This is a genomic window from Budvicia diplopodorum, from assembly GCF_009800925.1.
In the GTDB taxonomy this organism is placed as follows: Bacteria; Pseudomonadota; Gammaproteobacteria; order Enterobacterales; family Enterobacteriaceae; genus Budvicia; species Budvicia diplopodorum.
Genome location: NZ_WOYF01000027.1, coordinates 1 through 17,651, shown reverse-complemented (window position 1 = coordinate 17,651; position 17,651 = coordinate 1). Strand labels below are relative to the sequence as shown.

At 52.3% G+C, this 17,651-nt stretch carries 17 protein-coding genes and 1 pseudogene; 14 read left to right on the top strand and 4 right to left on the bottom strand.

Annotated features, from left to right (window positions below; translation table 11 throughout):
* Positions 1 to 2,149, top strand: a 2,149-nt coding sequence (locus tag GVI43_RS15820; RefSeq protein WP_211959115.1) for a polymorphic toxin type 17 domain-containing protein, incomplete at its 5' end; no start/stop codon positions are given.
* 18 nt (positions 2,150 to 2,167) lie between these two features.
* On the top strand, positions 2,168 to 2,395 hold the full coding sequence (locus tag GVI43_RS15495) for an Imm31 family immunity protein (RefSeq protein ID WP_159567738.1): 228 nt from the start codon (positions 2,168 to 2,170) through the stop codon (positions 2,393 to 2,395).
* Positions 2,396 to 2,439: 44 nt separating this feature from the next.
* On the opposite strand, the gene GVI43_RS15490 is transcribed toward GVI43_RS15495, so the two are convergent.
* Both GVI43_RS15490 and GVI43_RS15485 read right to left on the bottom strand, forming a co-directional pair.
* Positions 2,440 to 2,679 (bottom strand): SymE family type I addiction module toxin, encoded by a 240-nt coding sequence (locus GVI43_RS15490; RefSeq protein ID WP_159567737.1) that lies wholly within the window; start codon positions 2,677 to 2,679, stop codon positions 2,440 to 2,442.
* Positions 2,680 to 2,753: 74 nt separating this feature from the next.
* Positions 2,754 to 3,152 carry a helix-turn-helix domain-containing protein gene (locus tag GVI43_RS15485; RefSeq protein ID WP_159567736.1) on the bottom strand — a complete coding sequence of 133 codons (399 nt, stop codon included), beginning with the start codon at positions 3,150 to 3,152 and terminating at the stop codon, positions 2,754 to 2,756.
* A gap of 101 nt (positions 3,153 to 3,253) precedes the next feature.
* Between GVI43_RS15485 and GVI43_RS15480 the strand changes: the two genes are divergently transcribed.
* The 5 genes from GVI43_RS15480 (at position 3,254) to GVI43_RS15460 (ending at position 8,851) form a co-directional block, all read left to right on the top strand.
* Entirely contained in the window at positions 3,254 to 6,229 is a 2,976-nt protein-coding gene (locus tag GVI43_RS15480) for a CHC2 zinc finger domain-containing protein (protein WP_159567735.1), read from the top strand.
* On the top strand, positions 6,222 to 7,310 hold the full coding sequence (gene xerC, locus GVI43_RS15475) for a site-specific tyrosine recombinase XerC (protein ID WP_159567734.1): 1,089 nt from the start codon (positions 6,222 to 6,224) through the stop codon (positions 7,308 to 7,310). The genes GVI43_RS15480 and xerC (GVI43_RS15475) overlap by 8 nt, the downstream gene beginning before the upstream one ends.
* A gap of 62 nt (positions 7,311 to 7,372) precedes the next feature.
* Positions 7,373 to 7,651, top strand: a complete 279-nt coding sequence (locus tag GVI43_RS15470; protein ID WP_159567733.1) for a hypothetical protein — start codon at positions 7,373 to 7,375, stop codon at positions 7,649 to 7,651.
* Between the two features lie 606 nt (positions 7,652 to 8,257).
* Positions 8,258 to 8,605: a polymorphic toxin type 17 domain-containing protein gene (locus GVI43_RS16105; protein ID WP_159567741.1), complete on the top strand. Its 348-nt coding sequence runs from the start codon at positions 8,258 to 8,260 to the stop codon at positions 8,603 to 8,605.
* Positions 8,606 to 8,623: 18 nt separating this feature from the next.
* Entirely contained in the window at positions 8,624 to 8,851 is a 228-nt protein-coding gene (locus tag GVI43_RS15460) for an Imm31 family immunity protein (RefSeq protein ID WP_159567738.1), read from the top strand.
* Between the two features lie 44 nt (positions 8,852 to 8,895).
* Here GVI43_RS15460 and GVI43_RS15455 read toward each other — a convergent pair whose 3' ends face one another.
* Both GVI43_RS15455 and GVI43_RS15450 read right to left on the bottom strand, forming a co-directional pair.
* Positions 8,896 to 9,135 (bottom strand): SymE family type I addiction module toxin, encoded by a 240-nt coding sequence (locus GVI43_RS15455; protein WP_159567737.1) that lies wholly within the window; start codon positions 9,133 to 9,135, stop codon positions 8,896 to 8,898.
* 74 nt (positions 9,136 to 9,209) lie between these two features.
* Entirely contained in the window at positions 9,210 to 9,608 is a 399-nt protein-coding gene (locus GVI43_RS15450; protein ID WP_159567736.1) for a helix-turn-helix domain-containing protein, read from the bottom strand.
* A 101-nt stretch (positions 9,609 to 9,709) separates the two neighbouring features.
* Here GVI43_RS15450 and GVI43_RS15445 point away from each other — a divergent pair, with 101 nt between their 5' ends.
* The 7 genes and pseudogenes from GVI43_RS15445 to GVI43_RS15415 all read left to right on the top strand — a co-directional run bounded on the left by GVI43_RS15445 (position 9,710) and on the right by GVI43_RS15415 (position 17,421).
* Complete coding sequence (locus GVI43_RS15445) at positions 9,710 to 12,685, top strand: CHC2 zinc finger domain-containing protein (RefSeq protein ID WP_159567735.1); 2,976 nt, start codon at positions 9,710 to 9,712, stop codon at positions 12,683 to 12,685.
* The gene (gene xerC, locus GVI43_RS15440; protein WP_159567734.1) at positions 12,678 to 13,766 is read left to right on the top strand and encodes a site-specific tyrosine recombinase XerC; all 1,089 of its coding nucleotides are present in this window, start codon (positions 12,678 to 12,680) and stop codon (positions 13,764 to 13,766) included. The genes GVI43_RS15445 and xerC (GVI43_RS15440) overlap by 8 nt, the downstream gene beginning before the upstream one ends.
* Before the next feature lie 62 nt (positions 13,767 to 13,828).
* Positions 13,829 to 14,107: a hypothetical protein gene (locus GVI43_RS15435; RefSeq protein ID WP_159567733.1), complete on the top strand. Its 279-nt coding sequence runs from the start codon at positions 13,829 to 13,831 to the stop codon at positions 14,105 to 14,107.
* Positions 14,108 to 14,689: 582 nt separating this feature from the next.
* Positions 14,690 to 15,148, top strand: a pseudogene (locus GVI43_RS15430) (CdiA family toxin C-terminal domain-containing protein); the annotation flags it as partial.
* Between the two features lie 8 nt (positions 15,149 to 15,156).
* Positions 15,157 to 15,522 (top strand): ribonuclease toxin immunity protein CdiI, encoded by a 366-nt coding sequence (gene cdiI / locus GVI43_RS15425; RefSeq protein ID WP_159567732.1) that lies wholly within the window; start codon positions 15,157 to 15,159, stop codon positions 15,520 to 15,522.
* Between the two features lie 283 nt (positions 15,523 to 15,805).
* Positions 15,806 to 16,462 carry a hypothetical protein gene (locus GVI43_RS15420; RefSeq protein WP_246201873.1) on the top strand — a complete coding sequence of 219 codons (657 nt, stop codon included), beginning with the start codon at positions 15,806 to 15,808 and terminating at the stop codon, positions 16,460 to 16,462.
* Between the two features lie 782 nt (positions 16,463 to 17,244).
* Entirely contained in the window at positions 17,245 to 17,421 is a 177-nt protein-coding gene (locus GVI43_RS15415; RefSeq protein ID WP_159567731.1) for a hypothetical protein, read from the top strand.
* Positions 17,422 to 17,651: the final 230 nt, after the last annotated feature.

The following is a 17,651-nucleotide window of genomic DNA, read 5'->3' as shown; positions in this document are numbered from 1 at the left end:
CGACCTGACCGTCAGGTCGCTACAGGATACCGACGACTACAGCTACGAAAGTTTTTCACTCAACGTCAGCGGCAGCTACGGCTCAGGCTTTGATATGAGTCTGGGTCTGGTGATGGACAAAATGGACAGCACCTGGGCCAGCGTCAATGAGCAGGCCGGTATTTTTGCCGGCAAGGGCGGCTATGACATCACCGTTGGCGGCCATACCCAACTCGACGGCGCGGTGATTGCCTCTGAGGCCACCGCCGATAAGAACAACCTCGACACCGGCACGCTCGGCTGGAGCGATATTAAGAACAAGGCCGAGTACGACGTCAGCCACCTGTCAATCAGCGTCGGCACCGGCGGCGGTGCGCCAATGGGCTTCCCGGGCGTACCGACCACGCCGATTGTGGTGATGTACGGCGAGAAAGCCTCGAGCACCACCAATTCGGCGATTGCGGCGGGCAATATCACCATTCGTGATAAAGAGAATCAAAAGCAGGACGTGGCAGCGCTCAGCAACGATACGCAACATGCCAACGACGTGCTGGATAAAATCTTCGACGCCGAGAAAGAGCAGAACAAGCTGGCGGCCATTACGCTGGCGGGTGAGATTGTTCAGCAGGTTGGCACGATTGCGACCAATATTGGCGTGAAGGCCGCGCAGGATAAAGCGACCGAAGAAGCGGATGCGGGTAAAGAAGCCGCATCCAAAGACCCGGCCATTCAGGCTCAGGCGCGAGAGGATTTGGCCAAGCAAAATATCACTAACCCGACGCAGGAGCAGCTTAACGAAGCCACCTATAACGTGGTTTACAACGCCGCTTACCAGAAAGAATATGAAGTTCAGATGAAGAAGTATGGCACCGGCAGCGACGTAGGCCGTGCCATACAGGCAGCCGGTGCAGCGCTTTCAGTGGCAATGGGCGGCGGCAGCGTGGGGAATGCGGCAGCGGCAGCTTCGGCACCGTATCTCGCTCACGAAGTGAAGAAGCATACTGAAGGTAAAGTGGCTAATGCTATTGCCCATGCTATTGTCGGTGCAGCGGTTGCGCAGGGTTCCGGCACCAGTGCCCTTGCCGGTGCAACCGGAGCCGTGAGCGGAGAGCTGGTCGCGCAACTGCTCACGGATCAGCTGTACGATAAAAGGCCTGAAAGGCTGACTGAGGAAGAACGTAAAACGATCGCAGCGCTGTCAATGATTGTGGCGGGTGCGATTGGTGGTGCAGCCGGGGATAGCTCGGAGTCTATGGCGACAGCGGCCGGGGCCGGGTATAACTCAGCGGTGAATAACTGGCTGAGTGGGCCGGAAGATAAGGCAAAAAAAGATTTAGAACGCATGCTTCCGTACCTGAAAGGGGAAGAAAAAGTGAAAGCTCAGGCCGCCATTGATGACTGGAACGATGTCAGTGAAGCCAGAAATGACGCGCTATACAACGCCTGTAAGAGTCTGAGTTCTGAACAGTGTGGAGCGATGAGAAAAGAGCTATCGCTGGCCGGACAGTCCTTTGAAGGTCAGCTTGATAAAGACGATCCGTATTATCATTACCTATTAAGTAAATATAAGGATCAATACGATGGTCATAAGGAAATCTCAGCGTTACAATTTGAGCTCGCAGTAAGGGATGCTGAAGCATTTAATGAGTTTAAGGCACAGAACTTAGTGTCGAGTACCGGGATAAGTATAGAGGCCGCACGAAACTTAGTCTTGCTTGAACGGGGTTCGAATACTGCGTTTATGGCAGCAGCGATGGTTGTGGGGCCCAAGGTCGTTGATGGTGTTGCGCCTGCGGCAAAAGGGACGACTGCTGGAAATAAAATTTCGTATGTTGAAGAACCGCCTTTTAACCCGGCAGGCACTGGCGGGGCAGCTCAACCATGGTCGACTAAAGGCCGTATAAAATATGTTGAGCTTCCAACCGAAGGTAAGATCCGCTTTGTTCCAGATAGTAATTATTCATCCAGTAATCCACTTCCCAGAGGTCCCAGTAATGGTTACCTCGATAAGTTCGGTAATGAATGGGTAAAAGGCCCTTCTCGTACGGCGGGCCAGGCATTCGAATGGGACGTTCAGCTATCCCCTAAAGGTAAAGCTCAGCTTGGTTGGGCGACAAGAGATGGCTCTCATTTAAATGTATCCCTGGATGGAAAAATAACTCATAAATAACCGAAAATGGCGGATTTAATGGACAAGAAAATAAATTTTTATCAAGAAGTTGAGATATTACCTAACTGTAAAGATAAGAATAGAAAATATGCTGGTAAGAAGGGGGGTGTAATGGGTGTTAGTGAAGAAGATGGGATTCTTTATGGATACTCTGTGAAACTTTACGATGAAGAATACCTGTTATCTTTTGATAAGGATGAAGTGGTTGCAACAGGTAAGCAGCTAAAACAAGACGATTTTTATTAAATATATAATCCCGGCTCAATCATGAGCCGGGATATTTTTATCCGTCACTCAACCACAGGCCGAATAACCAGTTGCCCCTGCTCCACAGCGACAATAACCGGTGTATCCGTCTCAAACCCCGCTTCTTTTAGCCAGTCGCCCTTCAGGTGCAGGCTGGGATGGCGGTTGTAATAGGTGGTCATATGGGTTCTGCGGTCTTCGTGGCGAACGCTGACATAGCCCACTTTATAACGGCGTTGTGTTTTGGAAATCGTTGAATCTGAACTACAATCGTGCTTAGCCATAAATCAACTCCTACTTAGTTGGTTGTGGTGAGCGGTTGTTGTGAGGTGCAAACTCACTTCAACCGCGTTAAATATCATTTAGTTAACCGTATTACCTGCTTAATTTTATCCTGCGTGATCGCCATATCCAGAAAATGACAAATCACTTCCTGATCTTCAGGCTTCAACGTATCTACTTGCTTACACAGTTCTTTTAACCGCTTATTTTTAATATCAAACACCGGAATACTCAGTCCTTCCCCGCCTAATAATAAATGGTCAATAGTGACCTCAAGGATCTGTGCCAGTTTAATAATGTAATCGAACTGAGGCTTGGCCTGACCTTGTTCCCAGCGTCCAATCATACGTGGTTGAACGTCTAATAAGTCAGCAAGTTCCAGTTGGGTTAACTGTCTAGATTTACGGATGGTTGAGAGGTTTTTACCGAAGTCAGTCATGGACAAACACAGCCACGTTAGTTGTTTGCTCAACATGCTATATCCCCCTCTGAAAATTAACCCTTGAAAGTATTATATAGACCTGTATAAAATAGGTCAATAAAGACCTTGACGCATTTTTTAAAGGAATCTCACTTATGCCCCGCATCCCCAAACACGAAATCGACGAGTTAAAGCGTAATGTGTCGCTGCTGATGCTGGCCGAATCGCAGGGTCATAAGCTGAAAAAACAGGGCAAAGACTACGTGATGCTGTGCCCGTTCCATGCGGAGAAAACCCCCTCGTTAGTTATCAGCCCGGCCAAAAATCTTTATCACTGCTTCGGCTGTGGTGCAGCAGGTTCCGTTATCGACTGGCAGATGAAAACCTGCAATCAGTCGCTGCCTGAAGCAGTGAAATCCTTGCGCGAGGGTGAATCAACCTCTTCTTTAGCTGTCCCGGCTGAACCCGTGGCACCGCGCCAGAAACTGGCCGATCTGGATGATGACGGCCAGGCGCTGCTTAATCAGGTTATCGACTTCTATCACCGGCAGTTGCTGGGATCGCCCGAGGCGCAGGAGTGGCTGGTAAAGCGAGGGTTAAATCACCCGGAACTGGTCAGTCACTTCCGCTTAGGGTTCGCCGGGTTACACGGTGTCTCCGGTGAGGCCGGAATATTACCGTCACCGGCCAGCGGTGAAGGAAAGCGACTACGCGAACGGCTGGCCGGGCTGGGCGTGTTGCGTTCGACCACCAAACAGGATCACTTCCGGGGCAGCGTAGTGATGCCGGTTACCGGCTGGTCTGAGTCGGCGAATGTCGCCCATCGCGGACGGGTGTTGCAGCTCTACGGGCGACGTATCCAGCCTGATTATAAAATCCAGAAAGGATCGCCAAAACATCTTTATCTGCCGTCGCCGCTGACTGGTGTGTGGAACGAAGAAGCGCTGAAAGCCAGCTCAGAAGTGATCCTGTGTGAAGCGCTGATCGACGCTATGACCTTCTGGTGCGCAGGGTTCCGCAATGTCACCACGGCGTATGGCTGTAACGGGTTCGGGGCTTCCCATCTTGCGGCGTTGCAGTATCACGGCGTGAAACGGGTGTTAATCGCTTACGACCGTGACGAGGCCGGTGATAAAGGGGCTGAAAATGTAGCCGGTGATCTGCTGGAAGCGGGGATAGAAGCGTGGCGAGTGCGGTTCCCGCAAGGGCTGGACGCCAATGACTACGCGCTGAAAAGCGGTAATCCTGAAGCGGCGCTGGGGCTGGCGCTACAGCAAGCGGCATGGATGGGAAAAGGTTCCGGGCCGGGTGTCGTCTTCAGCCATGAGACTGTTGCGGAAAGTAGCGTGAACCCTTCTTTTTTAACCGTCCCGACTCCGGTGGTTGATGTGGTACCGTGCGAAAAGACCGCCGCCGGTGAGTTGCTGTTACGCAGTGGCCCCCGCGTGTGGCGGGTGCGTGGCTGGCAGAAAAACACTATCCCGGAAGTGATGAAAGTTAACGTTCAGGTACGGGACGAGACAACCGGCGGCTTCCATGTTGATCAACTGGATATGTACAGCTCCCGCCACCGTCAGGGGTATATCAGTGCGGCGGCGGTAGAGCTGGGTTGCGATGTATCCGTGATAAAACGCGAGGCCGGGCGGGTGTTGCTGATGCTGGAGCAAAAGCAGGACGAGGCGCAGCGCCAGCAAGCGGAGAACGCGCCGACCTCTGTGGTGGTCTCGGCTGACGATGAAGCCGCCGCCCTTGAGTTACTCAAATCCCCCACTCTTGCGGAACGGGTAGTGAACGACCTCGCGGCCTGTGGTGTGGTGGGTGAATCGACCAATCTGTTAACCGGCTATCTTGCGGCGGTCAGCCGCAAACTGGATAAGCCGCTGGCCGTTCTTATCCAGTCTTCCAGTGCAGCTGGTAAAAGCTCGCTGATGGATGCAGTGCTGGGGCTGATGCCGGAAGAAGAGCGTATCCAGTACAGCGCCATGACCGGGCAGAGCCTCTACTATCTGGGTGAAACCAGCCTTCAGCACAAGATACTGGCGATAGCCGAAGAGGAAGGCGTCAGGCAAGCAGCCTATGCGCTGAAGCTGTTGCAGTCGGACGGCGAGCTGAAAATCGCCAGCACCGGCAAGAACGAGCAAAGCGGCGAACTGGTGACCCGAGAATACAGCGTCAAAGGCCCGGTGATGCTGATGTTAACCACCACAGCTATCGACGTGGATGAAGAGCTACTCAATCGCTGCCTGGTGCTGACGGTTAACGAAAGCCGCGAACAGACACAGGCAATACATGCGTTGCAACGGCATAACCAGACGCTGGAAGGCTTGCTGGCCGAGTCGGAGAAAGGTTATCTGACGACACTGCATCAGAACGCGCAGCGGTTGTTACGACCGCTAAAGGTGGTCAATCCGTTCGCGCAGCAACTGACGTTCCTCAGTGATAAAACCCGTACCCGACGCGACCATATGAAGTACCTGACGCTGATACAAAGCATCGCGTTGTTGCACCAGTATCAGCGACCGGTGAAGCGGGTTCAGCACCGTGGCGCGTGGCTGGAATATATCGAGGTAGAACGCTCAGATATCGAGCTGGCCAACCGGCTGGCCCATGAGGTGCTGGGAAGAACGCTGGACGAGATGCCGCCACAGACCCGTAAGTTACTGGTGTTGCTGCGTGAGATGGTGCGGGATGTTGCAGAACGGCAGGCGCTGAAAGTTGAAGAGGTTCGCTTCAGTCGGCGGGATGTCCGGGCGGCGTTGAGCTGGGGCGATACGCAGCTAAAAGTGCATCTCTCAAGGCTGCTGGAAATGGAATATCTGGTGCTGTACCGGCGCGGTCTGACCTATGAATACGGCTTGCTGTGGGACGGTGATGACAACGGGCTCGCGCACTTATGCGGTCTGCTGGACGTGGGCAATGTGAACCGGTCGGGGTCGAAAGCCGAGCAGTCGGCCCCCGGTCGGGGTGTGGTCGGTGGTCAGTCGGAGAGTAAAAAAGTGGCTTCAGGCCAGAGCCAGCAAGGCTTAACGGGTCAAGCGGTCGGGGCTGATGAAAATGCAGTAATAAGAGGAAAAAGAAAACGTGCTACTGCCGTCGCCCCCGATATCAATCAGGAGGTGCAACATGGCTAATCAGGTCAGGCGTAAACCCCGGATACCGGTTGGCAGCGCAGCGCAAGATCCAAAGAGCCTGTACCGCCAGATGCTGGCATTCCTGGAATCAGCGCGGGTACGTCACTACTCAGAAGGCACGCTGGAAAAGTGGGAAGATATGTTGCGCAGCTTCCTGTTGTGGTGCGATGAACGCGGCTTGCAGTATCCACAGGAGATAACCCGGCCAATACTGGAACGCTATCAGCACCACCTGTATCAGCACCGTAAACGTGACGGTCAGCCGATGAGTGCCAGAGGACAGCGTAGTTATCTGACGCCGGTACGGGCATGGTTCAGGTGGCTGGTACGTTCACACCTCATTCTCTCCAATCCAGCGGCCGATCTCGACCTTCCCCGGCAAGAACATCGGCTACCTAAAGCTATCCTGACGGCTGATGAAGCTGACAGCGTGATGAATGTCCCGGACATTACCACGCCGATGGGAATACGCGATCGGGCCATCCTTGAAGTGCTCTATAGCACCGGTATCAGACGCGCCGAGTTACGTAATCTCGACCTGTTCAGCATTGATAGCGAGCGGGGAACGTTAACAGTCCGTCAGGGTAAAGGCAGGAAAGACAGGGTTGTTCCCATCGGTGACAGGGCGCTGACGTGGGCGACAAGATACCTGCATGAGGTGCGGCCAGAACTGGTGTTGCCCGGAGCAGACGCCGATCGGCACGGTGAAAAACTGTTCCTGACCCGGGAAGGCGAAGCGTTCAGCGTGAGCCGGCTCAGCCATCTGGTCAGAACGCTGATCGGCAAGGCGGATGTTGGGAAAAGCGGCTCGTGTCACCTGTTCCGGCATACAATGGCGACGCTGATGCTGGAAAATGGTGCAGACCTGCGCTGGATACAGGCGATGCTGGGCCATGCCAGTCCAGAAACAACGCAAATCTACGCGCAGGTCAGCATCCGTGCGCTAAAGGAGATCCACACGGCGACCCATCCAGCACGTCTGGAAGGACGGGAACAACGGGACAGCGGCGAGGAAACCGGGCTGCTGGCCGACCTGAGCGCGAGTGATGCACCGGAGTTGCCGGATGGTTCGCAAAGTTAGGTTAGTCTCCTTCAGCATGGCTGAGTCCGCACAGGCAAAAGGCGCGCATCCCTGCGCACCTCTTGCCCCTCACCTTCAGCGTTCCCGGCGGTAAATGCCCGGTTCCGGGAATAGGCTTCAGCGCAGTCCATCAGTGCGGTTCCCGTTCACCGGTCATTCAACATAACGTTGCATTACGCGAAATGGGCCTGAACGGCCCACAACGCGTAACAAACGTTATGTCTGCGCCGTTGGGGTTAAGGGCGCTTCGCGGCTGCATCAGCAACGGTGAGCGGCTGGCCGCCGGTTGTGGCATCGCGGTTCGGCGTGGCGCACAGGCTGCGCCTCTGCTGTTAGCTTAAGCAACCTTCTTCAGCTCCGCAGTCGCCGCCGTCCATGGCGGCTCCGGTGAACAAACCCACCGTCAGCGCCCGTACTTAAGCCGGTCAGGTCAACCCCCTTGCTTGTTGGTCGGCCTGCGGCCTCCGCTGTTATTACCCCCGGCCCACCCATTGCGCTGGCTGCGCCCGGCTCGCAGTCGCAGGCTCCTTGCTCGTTGCCGTGCTCGCCATCTTCACGCCCATCCAGCCCCCAGGGGGGCTTCCCCGTTAAAGGCTCTGCTTGCGGGGTCTACCACCCCGCGCCCCGGTCAACCTGCGCCAGTTCCGCAGCGAGCTGCGAAACTGTCACAGGTTCGCTTAACAGGACAAGGTCAAAGGTAAAAACAAAGGGTTAACGGCGGCTGACGCCGCCGGTATACTGTGTCGGTTCAGGGCTCTTTAACAGCGTCGGGTAAAAATGGCTAACGGGCGCAAAAGTGCGCGTCGGGGCTTGTACGTTGGAGCATCAGAATGCACTGGCGAAAGTGGGTTATAACTCATTGAGTGTACATAGAAAATCCCTGTATGATGCAGTGCTGAACATCAGGTGATAGTAAAGCGGCAAAAGGGACGACTGCTGGAAATAAAATTTCGTATGTTGAAGAACCGCCTTTTAACCCGGCAGGCACTGGCGGGGCAGCTCAACCATGGTCGACTAAAGGCCGTATAAAATATGTTGAGCTTCCAACCGAAGGTAAGATCCGCTTTGTTCCAGATAGTAATTATTCATCCAGTAATCCACTTCCCAGAGGTCCCAGTAATGGTTACCTCGATAAGTTCGGTAATGAATGGGTAAAAGGCCCTTCTCGTACGGCGGGCCAGGCATTCGAATGGGACGTTCAGCTATCCCCTAAAGGTAAAGCTCAGCTTGGTTGGGCGACAAGAGATGGCTCTCATTTAAATGTATCCCTGGATGGAAAAATAACTCATAAATAACCGAAAATGGCGGATTTAATGGACAAGAAAATAAATTTTTATCAAGAAGTTGAGATATTACCTAACTGTAAAGATAAGAATAGAAAATATGCTGGTAAGAAGGGGGGTGTAATGGGTGTTAGTGAAGAAGATGGGATTCTTTATGGATACTCTGTGAAACTTTACGATGAAGAATACCTGTTATCTTTTGATAAGGATGAAGTGGTTGCAACAGGTAAGCAGCTAAAACAAGACGATTTTTATTAAATATATAATCCCGGCTCAATCATGAGCCGGGATATTTTTATCCGTCACTCAACCACAGGCCGAATAACCAGTTGCCCCTGCTCCACAGCGACAATAACCGGTGTATCCGTCTCAAACCCCGCTTCTTTTAGCCAGTCGCCCTTCAGGTGCAGGCTGGGATGGCGGTTGTAATAGGTGGTCATATGGGTTCTGCGGTCTTCGTGGCGAACGCTGACATAGCCCACTTTATAACGGCGTTGTGTTTTGGAAATCGTTGAATCTGAACTACAATCGTGCTTAGCCATAAATCAACTCCTACTTAGTTGGTTGTGGTGAGCGGTTGTTGTGAGGTGCAAACTCACTTCAACCGCGTTAAATATCATTTAGTTAACCGTATTACCTGCTTAATTTTATCCTGCGTGATCGCCATATCCAGAAAATGACAAATCACTTCCTGATCTTCAGGCTTCAACGTATCTACTTGCTTACACAGTTCTTTTAACCGCTTATTTTTAATATCAAACACCGGAATACTCAGTCCTTCCCCGCCTAATAATAAATGGTCAATAGTGACCTCAAGGATCTGTGCCAGTTTAATAATGTAATCGAACTGAGGCTTGGCCTGACCTTGTTCCCAGCGTCCAATCATACGTGGTTGAACGTCTAATAAGTCAGCAAGTTCCAGTTGGGTTAACTGTCTAGATTTACGGATGGTTGAGAGGTTTTTACCGAAGTCAGTCATGGACAAACACAGCCACGTTAGTTGTTTGCTCAACATGCTATATCCCCCTCTGAAAATTAACCCTTGAAAGTATTATATAGACCTGTATAAAATAGGTCAATAAAGACCTTGACGCATTTTTTAAAGGAATCTCACTTATGCCCCGCATCCCCAAACACGAAATCGACGAGTTAAAGCGTAATGTGTCGCTGCTGATGCTGGCCGAATCGCAGGGTCATAAGCTGAAAAAACAGGGCAAAGACTACGTGATGCTGTGCCCGTTCCATGCGGAGAAAACCCCCTCGTTAGTTATCAGCCCGGCCAAAAATCTTTATCACTGCTTCGGCTGTGGTGCAGCAGGTTCCGTTATCGACTGGCAGATGAAAACCTGCAATCAGTCGCTGCCTGAAGCAGTGAAATCCTTGCGCGAGGGTGAATCAACCTCTTCTTTAGCTGTCCCGGCTGAACCCGTGGCACCGCGCCAGAAACTGGCCGATCTGGATGATGACGGCCAGGCGCTGCTTAATCAGGTTATCGACTTCTATCACCGGCAGTTGCTGGGATCGCCCGAGGCGCAGGAGTGGCTGGTAAAGCGAGGGTTAAATCACCCGGAACTGGTCAGTCACTTCCGCTTAGGGTTCGCCGGGTTACACGGTGTCTCCGGTGAGGCCGGAATATTACCGTCACCGGCCAGCGGTGAAGGAAAGCGACTACGCGAACGGCTGGCCGGGCTGGGCGTGTTGCGTTCGACCACCAAACAGGATCACTTCCGGGGCAGCGTAGTGATGCCGGTTACCGGCTGGTCTGAGTCGGCGAATGTCGCCCATCGCGGACGGGTGTTGCAGCTCTACGGGCGACGTATCCAGCCTGATTATAAAATCCAGAAAGGATCGCCAAAACATCTTTATCTGCCGTCGCCGCTGACTGGTGTGTGGAACGAAGAAGCGCTGAAAGCCAGCTCAGAAGTGATCCTGTGTGAAGCGCTGATCGACGCTATGACCTTCTGGTGCGCAGGGTTCCGCAATGTCACCACGGCGTATGGCTGTAACGGGTTCGGGGCTTCCCATCTTGCGGCGTTGCAGTATCACGGCGTGAAACGGGTGTTAATCGCTTACGACCGTGACGAGGCCGGTGATAAAGGGGCTGAAAATGTAGCCGGTGATCTGCTGGAAGCGGGGATAGAAGCGTGGCGAGTGCGGTTCCCGCAAGGGCTGGACGCCAATGACTACGCGCTGAAAAGCGGTAATCCTGAAGCGGCGCTGGGGCTGGCGCTACAGCAAGCGGCATGGATGGGAAAAGGTTCCGGGCCGGGTGTCGTCTTCAGCCATGAGACTGTTGCGGAAAGTAGCGTGAACCCTTCTTTTTTAACCGTCCCGACTCCGGTGGTTGATGTGGTACCGTGCGAAAAGACCGCCGCCGGTGAGTTGCTGTTACGCAGTGGCCCCCGCGTGTGGCGGGTGCGTGGCTGGCAGAAAAACACTATCCCGGAAGTGATGAAAGTTAACGTTCAGGTACGGGACGAGACAACCGGCGGCTTCCATGTTGATCAACTGGATATGTACAGCTCCCGCCACCGTCAGGGGTATATCAGTGCGGCGGCGGTAGAGCTGGGTTGCGATGTATCCGTGATAAAACGCGAGGCCGGGCGGGTGTTGCTGATGCTGGAGCAAAAGCAGGACGAGGCGCAGCGCCAGCAAGCGGAGAACGCGCCGACCTCTGTGGTGGTCTCGGCTGACGATGAAGCCGCCGCCCTTGAGTTACTCAAATCCCCCACTCTTGCGGAACGGGTAGTGAACGACCTCGCGGCCTGTGGTGTGGTGGGTGAATCGACCAATCTGTTAACCGGCTATCTTGCGGCGGTCAGCCGCAAACTGGATAAGCCGCTGGCCGTTCTTATCCAGTCTTCCAGTGCAGCTGGTAAAAGCTCGCTGATGGATGCAGTGCTGGGGCTGATGCCGGAAGAAGAGCGTATCCAGTACAGCGCCATGACCGGGCAGAGCCTCTACTATCTGGGTGAAACCAGCCTTCAGCACAAGATACTGGCGATAGCCGAAGAGGAAGGCGTCAGGCAAGCAGCCTATGCGCTGAAGCTGTTGCAGTCGGACGGCGAGCTGAAAATCGCCAGCACCGGCAAGAACGAGCAAAGCGGCGAACTGGTGACCCGAGAATACAGCGTCAAAGGCCCGGTGATGCTGATGTTAACCACCACAGCTATCGACGTGGATGAAGAGCTACTCAATCGCTGCCTGGTGCTGACGGTTAACGAAAGCCGCGAACAGACACAGGCAATACATGCGTTGCAACGGCATAACCAGACGCTGGAAGGCTTGCTGGCCGAGTCGGAGAAAGGTTATCTGACGACACTGCATCAGAACGCGCAGCGGTTGTTACGACCGCTAAAGGTGGTCAATCCGTTCGCGCAGCAACTGACGTTCCTCAGTGATAAAACCCGTACCCGACGCGACCATATGAAGTACCTGACGCTGATACAAAGCATCGCGTTGTTGCACCAGTATCAGCGACCGGTGAAGCGGGTTCAGCACCGTGGCGCGTGGCTGGAATATATCGAGGTAGAACGCTCAGATATCGAGCTGGCCAACCGGCTGGCCCATGAGGTGCTGGGAAGAACGCTGGACGAGATGCCGCCACAGACCCGTAAGTTACTGGTGTTGCTGCGTGAGATGGTGCGGGATGTTGCAGAACGGCAGGCGCTGAAAGTTGAAGAGGTTCGCTTCAGTCGGCGGGATGTCCGGGCGGCGTTGAGCTGGGGCGATACGCAGCTAAAAGTGCATCTCTCAAGGCTGCTGGAAATGGAATATCTGGTGCTGTACCGGCGCGGTCTGACCTATGAATACGGCTTGCTGTGGGACGGTGATGACAACGGGCTCGCGCACTTATGCGGTCTGCTGGACGTGGGCAATGTGAACCGGTCGGGGTCGAAAGCCGAGCAGTCGGCCCCCGGTCGGGGTGTGGTCGGTGGTCAGTCGGAGAGTAAAAAAGTGGCTTCAGGCCAGAGCCAGCAAGGCTTAACGGGTCAAGCGGTCGGGGCTGATGAAAATGCAGTAATAAGAGGAAAAAGAAAACGTGCTACTGCCGTCGCCCCCGATATCAATCAGGAGGTGCAACATGGCTAATCAGGTCAGGCGTAAACCCCGGATACCGGTTGGCAGCGCAGCGCAAGATCCAAAGAGCCTGTACCGCCAGATGCTGGCATTCCTGGAATCAGCGCGGGTACGTCACTACTCAGAAGGCACGCTGGAAAAGTGGGAAGATATGTTGCGCAGCTTCCTGTTGTGGTGCGATGAACGCGGCTTGCAGTATCCACAGGAGATAACCCGGCCAATACTGGAACGCTATCAGCACCACCTGTATCAGCACCGTAAACGTGACGGTCAGCCGATGAGTGCCAGAGGACAGCGTAGTTATCTGACGCCGGTACGGGCATGGTTCAGGTGGCTGGTACGTTCACACCTCATTCTCTCCAATCCAGCGGCCGATCTCGACCTTCCCCGGCAAGAACATCGGCTACCTAAAGCTATCCTGACGGCTGATGAAGCTGACAGCGTGATGAATGTCCCGGACATTACCACGCCGATGGGAATACGCGATCGGGCCATCCTTGAAGTGCTCTATAGCACCGGTATCAGACGCGCCGAGTTACGTAATCTCGACCTGTTCAGCATTGATAGCGAGCGGGGAACGTTAACAGTCCGTCAGGGTAAAGGCAGGAAAGACAGGGTTGTTCCCATCGGTGACAGGGCGCTGACGTGGGCGACAAGATACCTGCATGAGGTGCGGCCAGAACTGGTGTTGCCCGGAGCAGACGCCGATCGGCACGGTGAAAAACTGTTCCTGACCCGGGAAGGCGAAGCGTTCAGCGTGAGCCGGCTCAGCCATCTGGTCAGAACGCTGATCGGCAAGGCGGATGTTGGGAAAAGCGGCTCGTGTCACCTGTTCCGGCATACAATGGCGACGCTGATGCTGGAAAATGGTGCAGACCTGCGCTGGATACAGGCGATGCTGGGCCATGCCAGTCCAGAAACAACGCAAATCTACGCGCAGGTCAGCATCCGTGCGCTAAAGGAGATCCACACGGCGACCCATCCAGCACGTCTGGAAGGACGGGAACAACGGGACAGCGGCGAGGAAACCGGGCTGCTGGCCGACCTGAGCGCGAGTGATGCACCGGAGTTGCCGGATGGTTCGCAAAGTTAGGTTAGTCTCCTTCAGCATGGCTGAGTCCGCACAGGCAAAAGGCGCGCATCCCTGCGCACCTCTTGCCCCTCACCTTCAGCGTTCCCGGCGGTAAATGCCCGGTTCCGGGAATAGGCTTCAGCGCAGTCCATCAGTGCGGTTCCCGTTCACCGGTCATTCAACATAACGTTGCATTACGCGAAATGGGCCTGAACGGCCCACAACGCGTAACAAACGTTATGTCTGCGCCGTTGGGGTTAAGGGCGCTTCGCGGCTGCATCAGCAACGGTGAGCGGCTGGCCGCCGGTTGTGGCATCGCGGTTCGGCGTGGCGCACAGGCTGCGCCTCTGCTGTTAGCTTAAGCAACCTTCTTCAGCTCCGCAGTCGCCGCCGTCCATGGCGGCTCCGGTGAACAAACCCACCGTCAGCGCCCGTACTTAAGCCGGTCAGGTCAACCCCCTTGCTTGTTGGTCGGCCTGCGGCCTCCGCTGTTATTACCCCCGGCCCACCCATTGCGCTGGCTGCGCCCGGCTCGCAGTCGCAGGCTCCTTGCTCGTTGCCGTGCTCGCCATCTTCACGCCCATCCAGCCCCCAGGGGGGCTTCCCCGTTAAAGGCTCTGCTTGCGGGGTCTACCACCCCGCGCCCCGGTCAACCTGCGCCAGTTCCGCAGCGAGCTGCGAAACTGTCACAGGTTCGCTTAACAGGACAAGGTCAAAGGTAAAAACAAAGGGTTAACGGCGGCTGACGCCGCCGGTATACTGTGTCGGTTCAGGGCTCTTTAACAGCGTCGGGTAAAAATGGCTAACGGGCGCAAAAGTGCGCGTCGGGGCTTGTACGTTGGAGCATCAGAATGCACTGGCGAAAGTGGGTTATAACTCATTGAGTGTACATAGAAAATCCCTGTATGATGCAGTGCTGAACATCAGGTGATAGTAAAGCGGCGAAGGGGGCAACAGCTTATCCTGAGGGAGTTAGCTTCCGCATTGATCAACCCAAGCATTTATCAACCGTAGATGGATTTACGCAAAAAAGTGGTATTTCAGGTGGTCATAATGCCAATGCATTTTATGATGCAGTTAAACAATATAATCTAAAAATTGTGAGTGAAACACCTACTAGCGTGAAGGGCATTACCGAGGTCAAGTATCAAATCCCTATCAAAGATCGTTCAGGAAATCTTACTGGAGATTATAAGAACACTTTTGAAACAAAAACTGTTTATGATCCTAAGATTTTCACTGATAAGAAAATATTGGACCTTGGGCAACAAGCAGCGGCTAAAGGTTATAAAGATGCAATGGCGAGTAAAAATGGACAAGCTAGTGTAACTGTCGATGGTGTGAGTTTCAGAATATATGTAGATAAAACAACTGGAACAGTACGAAATTTTCATCCTAATTAAGGTTAATAATGAGAAAAGAATTATTTAGTCAACAAGATGTCGATAATGGGCTAAATTTAGTCATCGTGTCCTATTTTGACCGAATGTATGAGGATGGTAAGTTTTTAGAGGCTATAGAGCTGTTATCCAAAAGATGGACATTGAGTGTTGATGGTGCCTATTGCAACTTTCCGGACATGGATAGTTATGACGAAAGCGAACATTTTGAAGGAGTTGAGTTTGCGGTAGGCTATCCCCCAGAAGAAGATGATACTGTTATTGTTAGTGAAGAAATATGCTTTAAATATGTCAGGTTGGCCTGTGAGAAATATCGCTACTTACATCCCGAAGATACTGACCAAGTAAATGAATTGTTGGCTAAGGTTCCGTTGTAAATTGGAAATCTCGGCAGAGGTATAGATCTTACGTTTAACTGTATTAGCTCAGACTCGATCTGGCACTGTTACAGCACAGAGCTAAACGTAATCTGACAGGCCGCTCTTGCCAGAAGCGGACGTTAAACATTGCGAGTGGGCAGAAATAAAATAATTGGCATGCTTGTTTTATCTCCATTTAGATTATGTCCATAAGACTTAGAAAAGTTAACTGCAATTTAAGGTTAAATTTTATATATCGTTGTGTCTATATGGATCTAAATTGACTGAGAGGTGAATCATAATGGTCATTTTGAGCGGGATTAGTGATTTTTTAAATAGTATTCCTGGATGGTTATCATCCTTTATCACCGCTTTAATTGGAGCGGTCATTGGGGGCTTGTTTACTCTTAGAGGCGTTGACCGCGAGGCTAATATTACTCGGGCAGAGGCTAAAAAGGAGTCCCTTGAGTTGCAGTTATCTGTATTAAAAGGAATTAAGGGGGAAGTTTCCACTGTAATCAGTCTATATAATAAAAGGATGAGAGCTCATATTGATAGCATTGAGCCGGGGAAAATGCTGCGTATTAATTTCCCTGTTGGAGATGATAACTTTATTTTTTATGAGCAAAACGCAAAGATCATTGCAAAACTGAATGACGCAGCAAGAGATTCAATAATTAATATTTACACATATGCTCGTTCACTAATACAGACCTTTAAAGCAAACAATCAGCTTGTTGTAGAGTATGAAAAAATCCTTTTTGACATGGCTGATAATAATAAAAATAAAGCTATGTATGAAGGATTGCGTGCTGTAAAAACCGACGTAATGGTGGGTTATGCACAAGGAATAAAAAATATTGATGCAGAACTTAGGGATGTTATCAATGAAGGATTTAATGTTATTGATCAAGAAATAGCGGCACTACAAGTAAAATTAACAAATTTAGAGCCATAAGAGTTACTTCCGTTCCTCGCTTAAACCAGACTGTTAGTTTTGATTGGGTTCTACCTACTAAACCTGTCAGATCAAGTCTGAGCTAATACACTTGAACTCCCGGCCACTTTAACCATGAGCCGGGATAGTTTTATCAGACGTTACGCTCCTGCAAAATGTCCGTTCCCCCGCTTAAACACCGGCGCATCACCGGTGTCGTTGAGTACCCCCGGAAACTCTTTAAGCCACAGGGCCACTTTCTTACGGTTGATGGGCTGCATGCTTAAGCCCTCGATGCAACCCCACAGCTCGCGGGTGTTCTGAGTGTCCGGCATCCTTGCGCAGAGTGTTGATCCGTATGCCTAACTCAGTCATAAATATCTGCTCTTCACTGCTGATTGTAGTGGATCACAAAATCAGGACACCTGCGTAGCTCGCTTTTCATAGTGAACGCTGACATAACCCACTTTGTAATCACGCCATCATTTTTCTCTTTTTTGCGATCCATCCCCAAAATCCAAAATTCCCCATCCAAAAAGCCCTTACACCAATTGACCCGCCCCATGGGGAAATATACAGTACCTATGCAGGCGGTTTTCCGCCCACAAAAAGCAAAACCCCGCAGTGCATCAACACTAACGGGGTTTCTAACCACAACGTTACTCGGAGTAACCCTATGGCTGCAAAAGAGCATACCCAAATTCGCCCTAAATTTATACCGTTCACCCGATCTAATTTTCGATCTGCATCGAATAAACGATCTTCCGTTTCAGTCGGTTACCGGTTAAACGGAGGGCATTCCCATGCTTAATATTGTTGATTCCACCTCAACCGACTTGTTAGAACTGGCCGAACAGTGCCTTGCCCTTATCTCAGCAATCATTAACCTCGATGAGGCTTCGCTAACGGAGTCACTCCAGTTTATTCTGCATGAGAAACTGGCCGCTTTATACACGGTATTGTCCGCCAATAACGGCTAATTTCCGGCAGGTCCCGATTAATAGACGCCGCTGTGCGTCTATTTTTGTGTCTGGAGTTTTTAAGTGATATGGCTCTGCACTTCCGGCCAACGATAGCCTGAATGCCGGTAACGACTTAGCCATCAAAGGCTCGGACGTGATTGCGAAAAAAGATATCAGCCTCACCGGCAAGAACGTGTCGGTGGAATCGGTTGAGAACCAAACCAGCATCAAAGACGTGTACGAGCGCA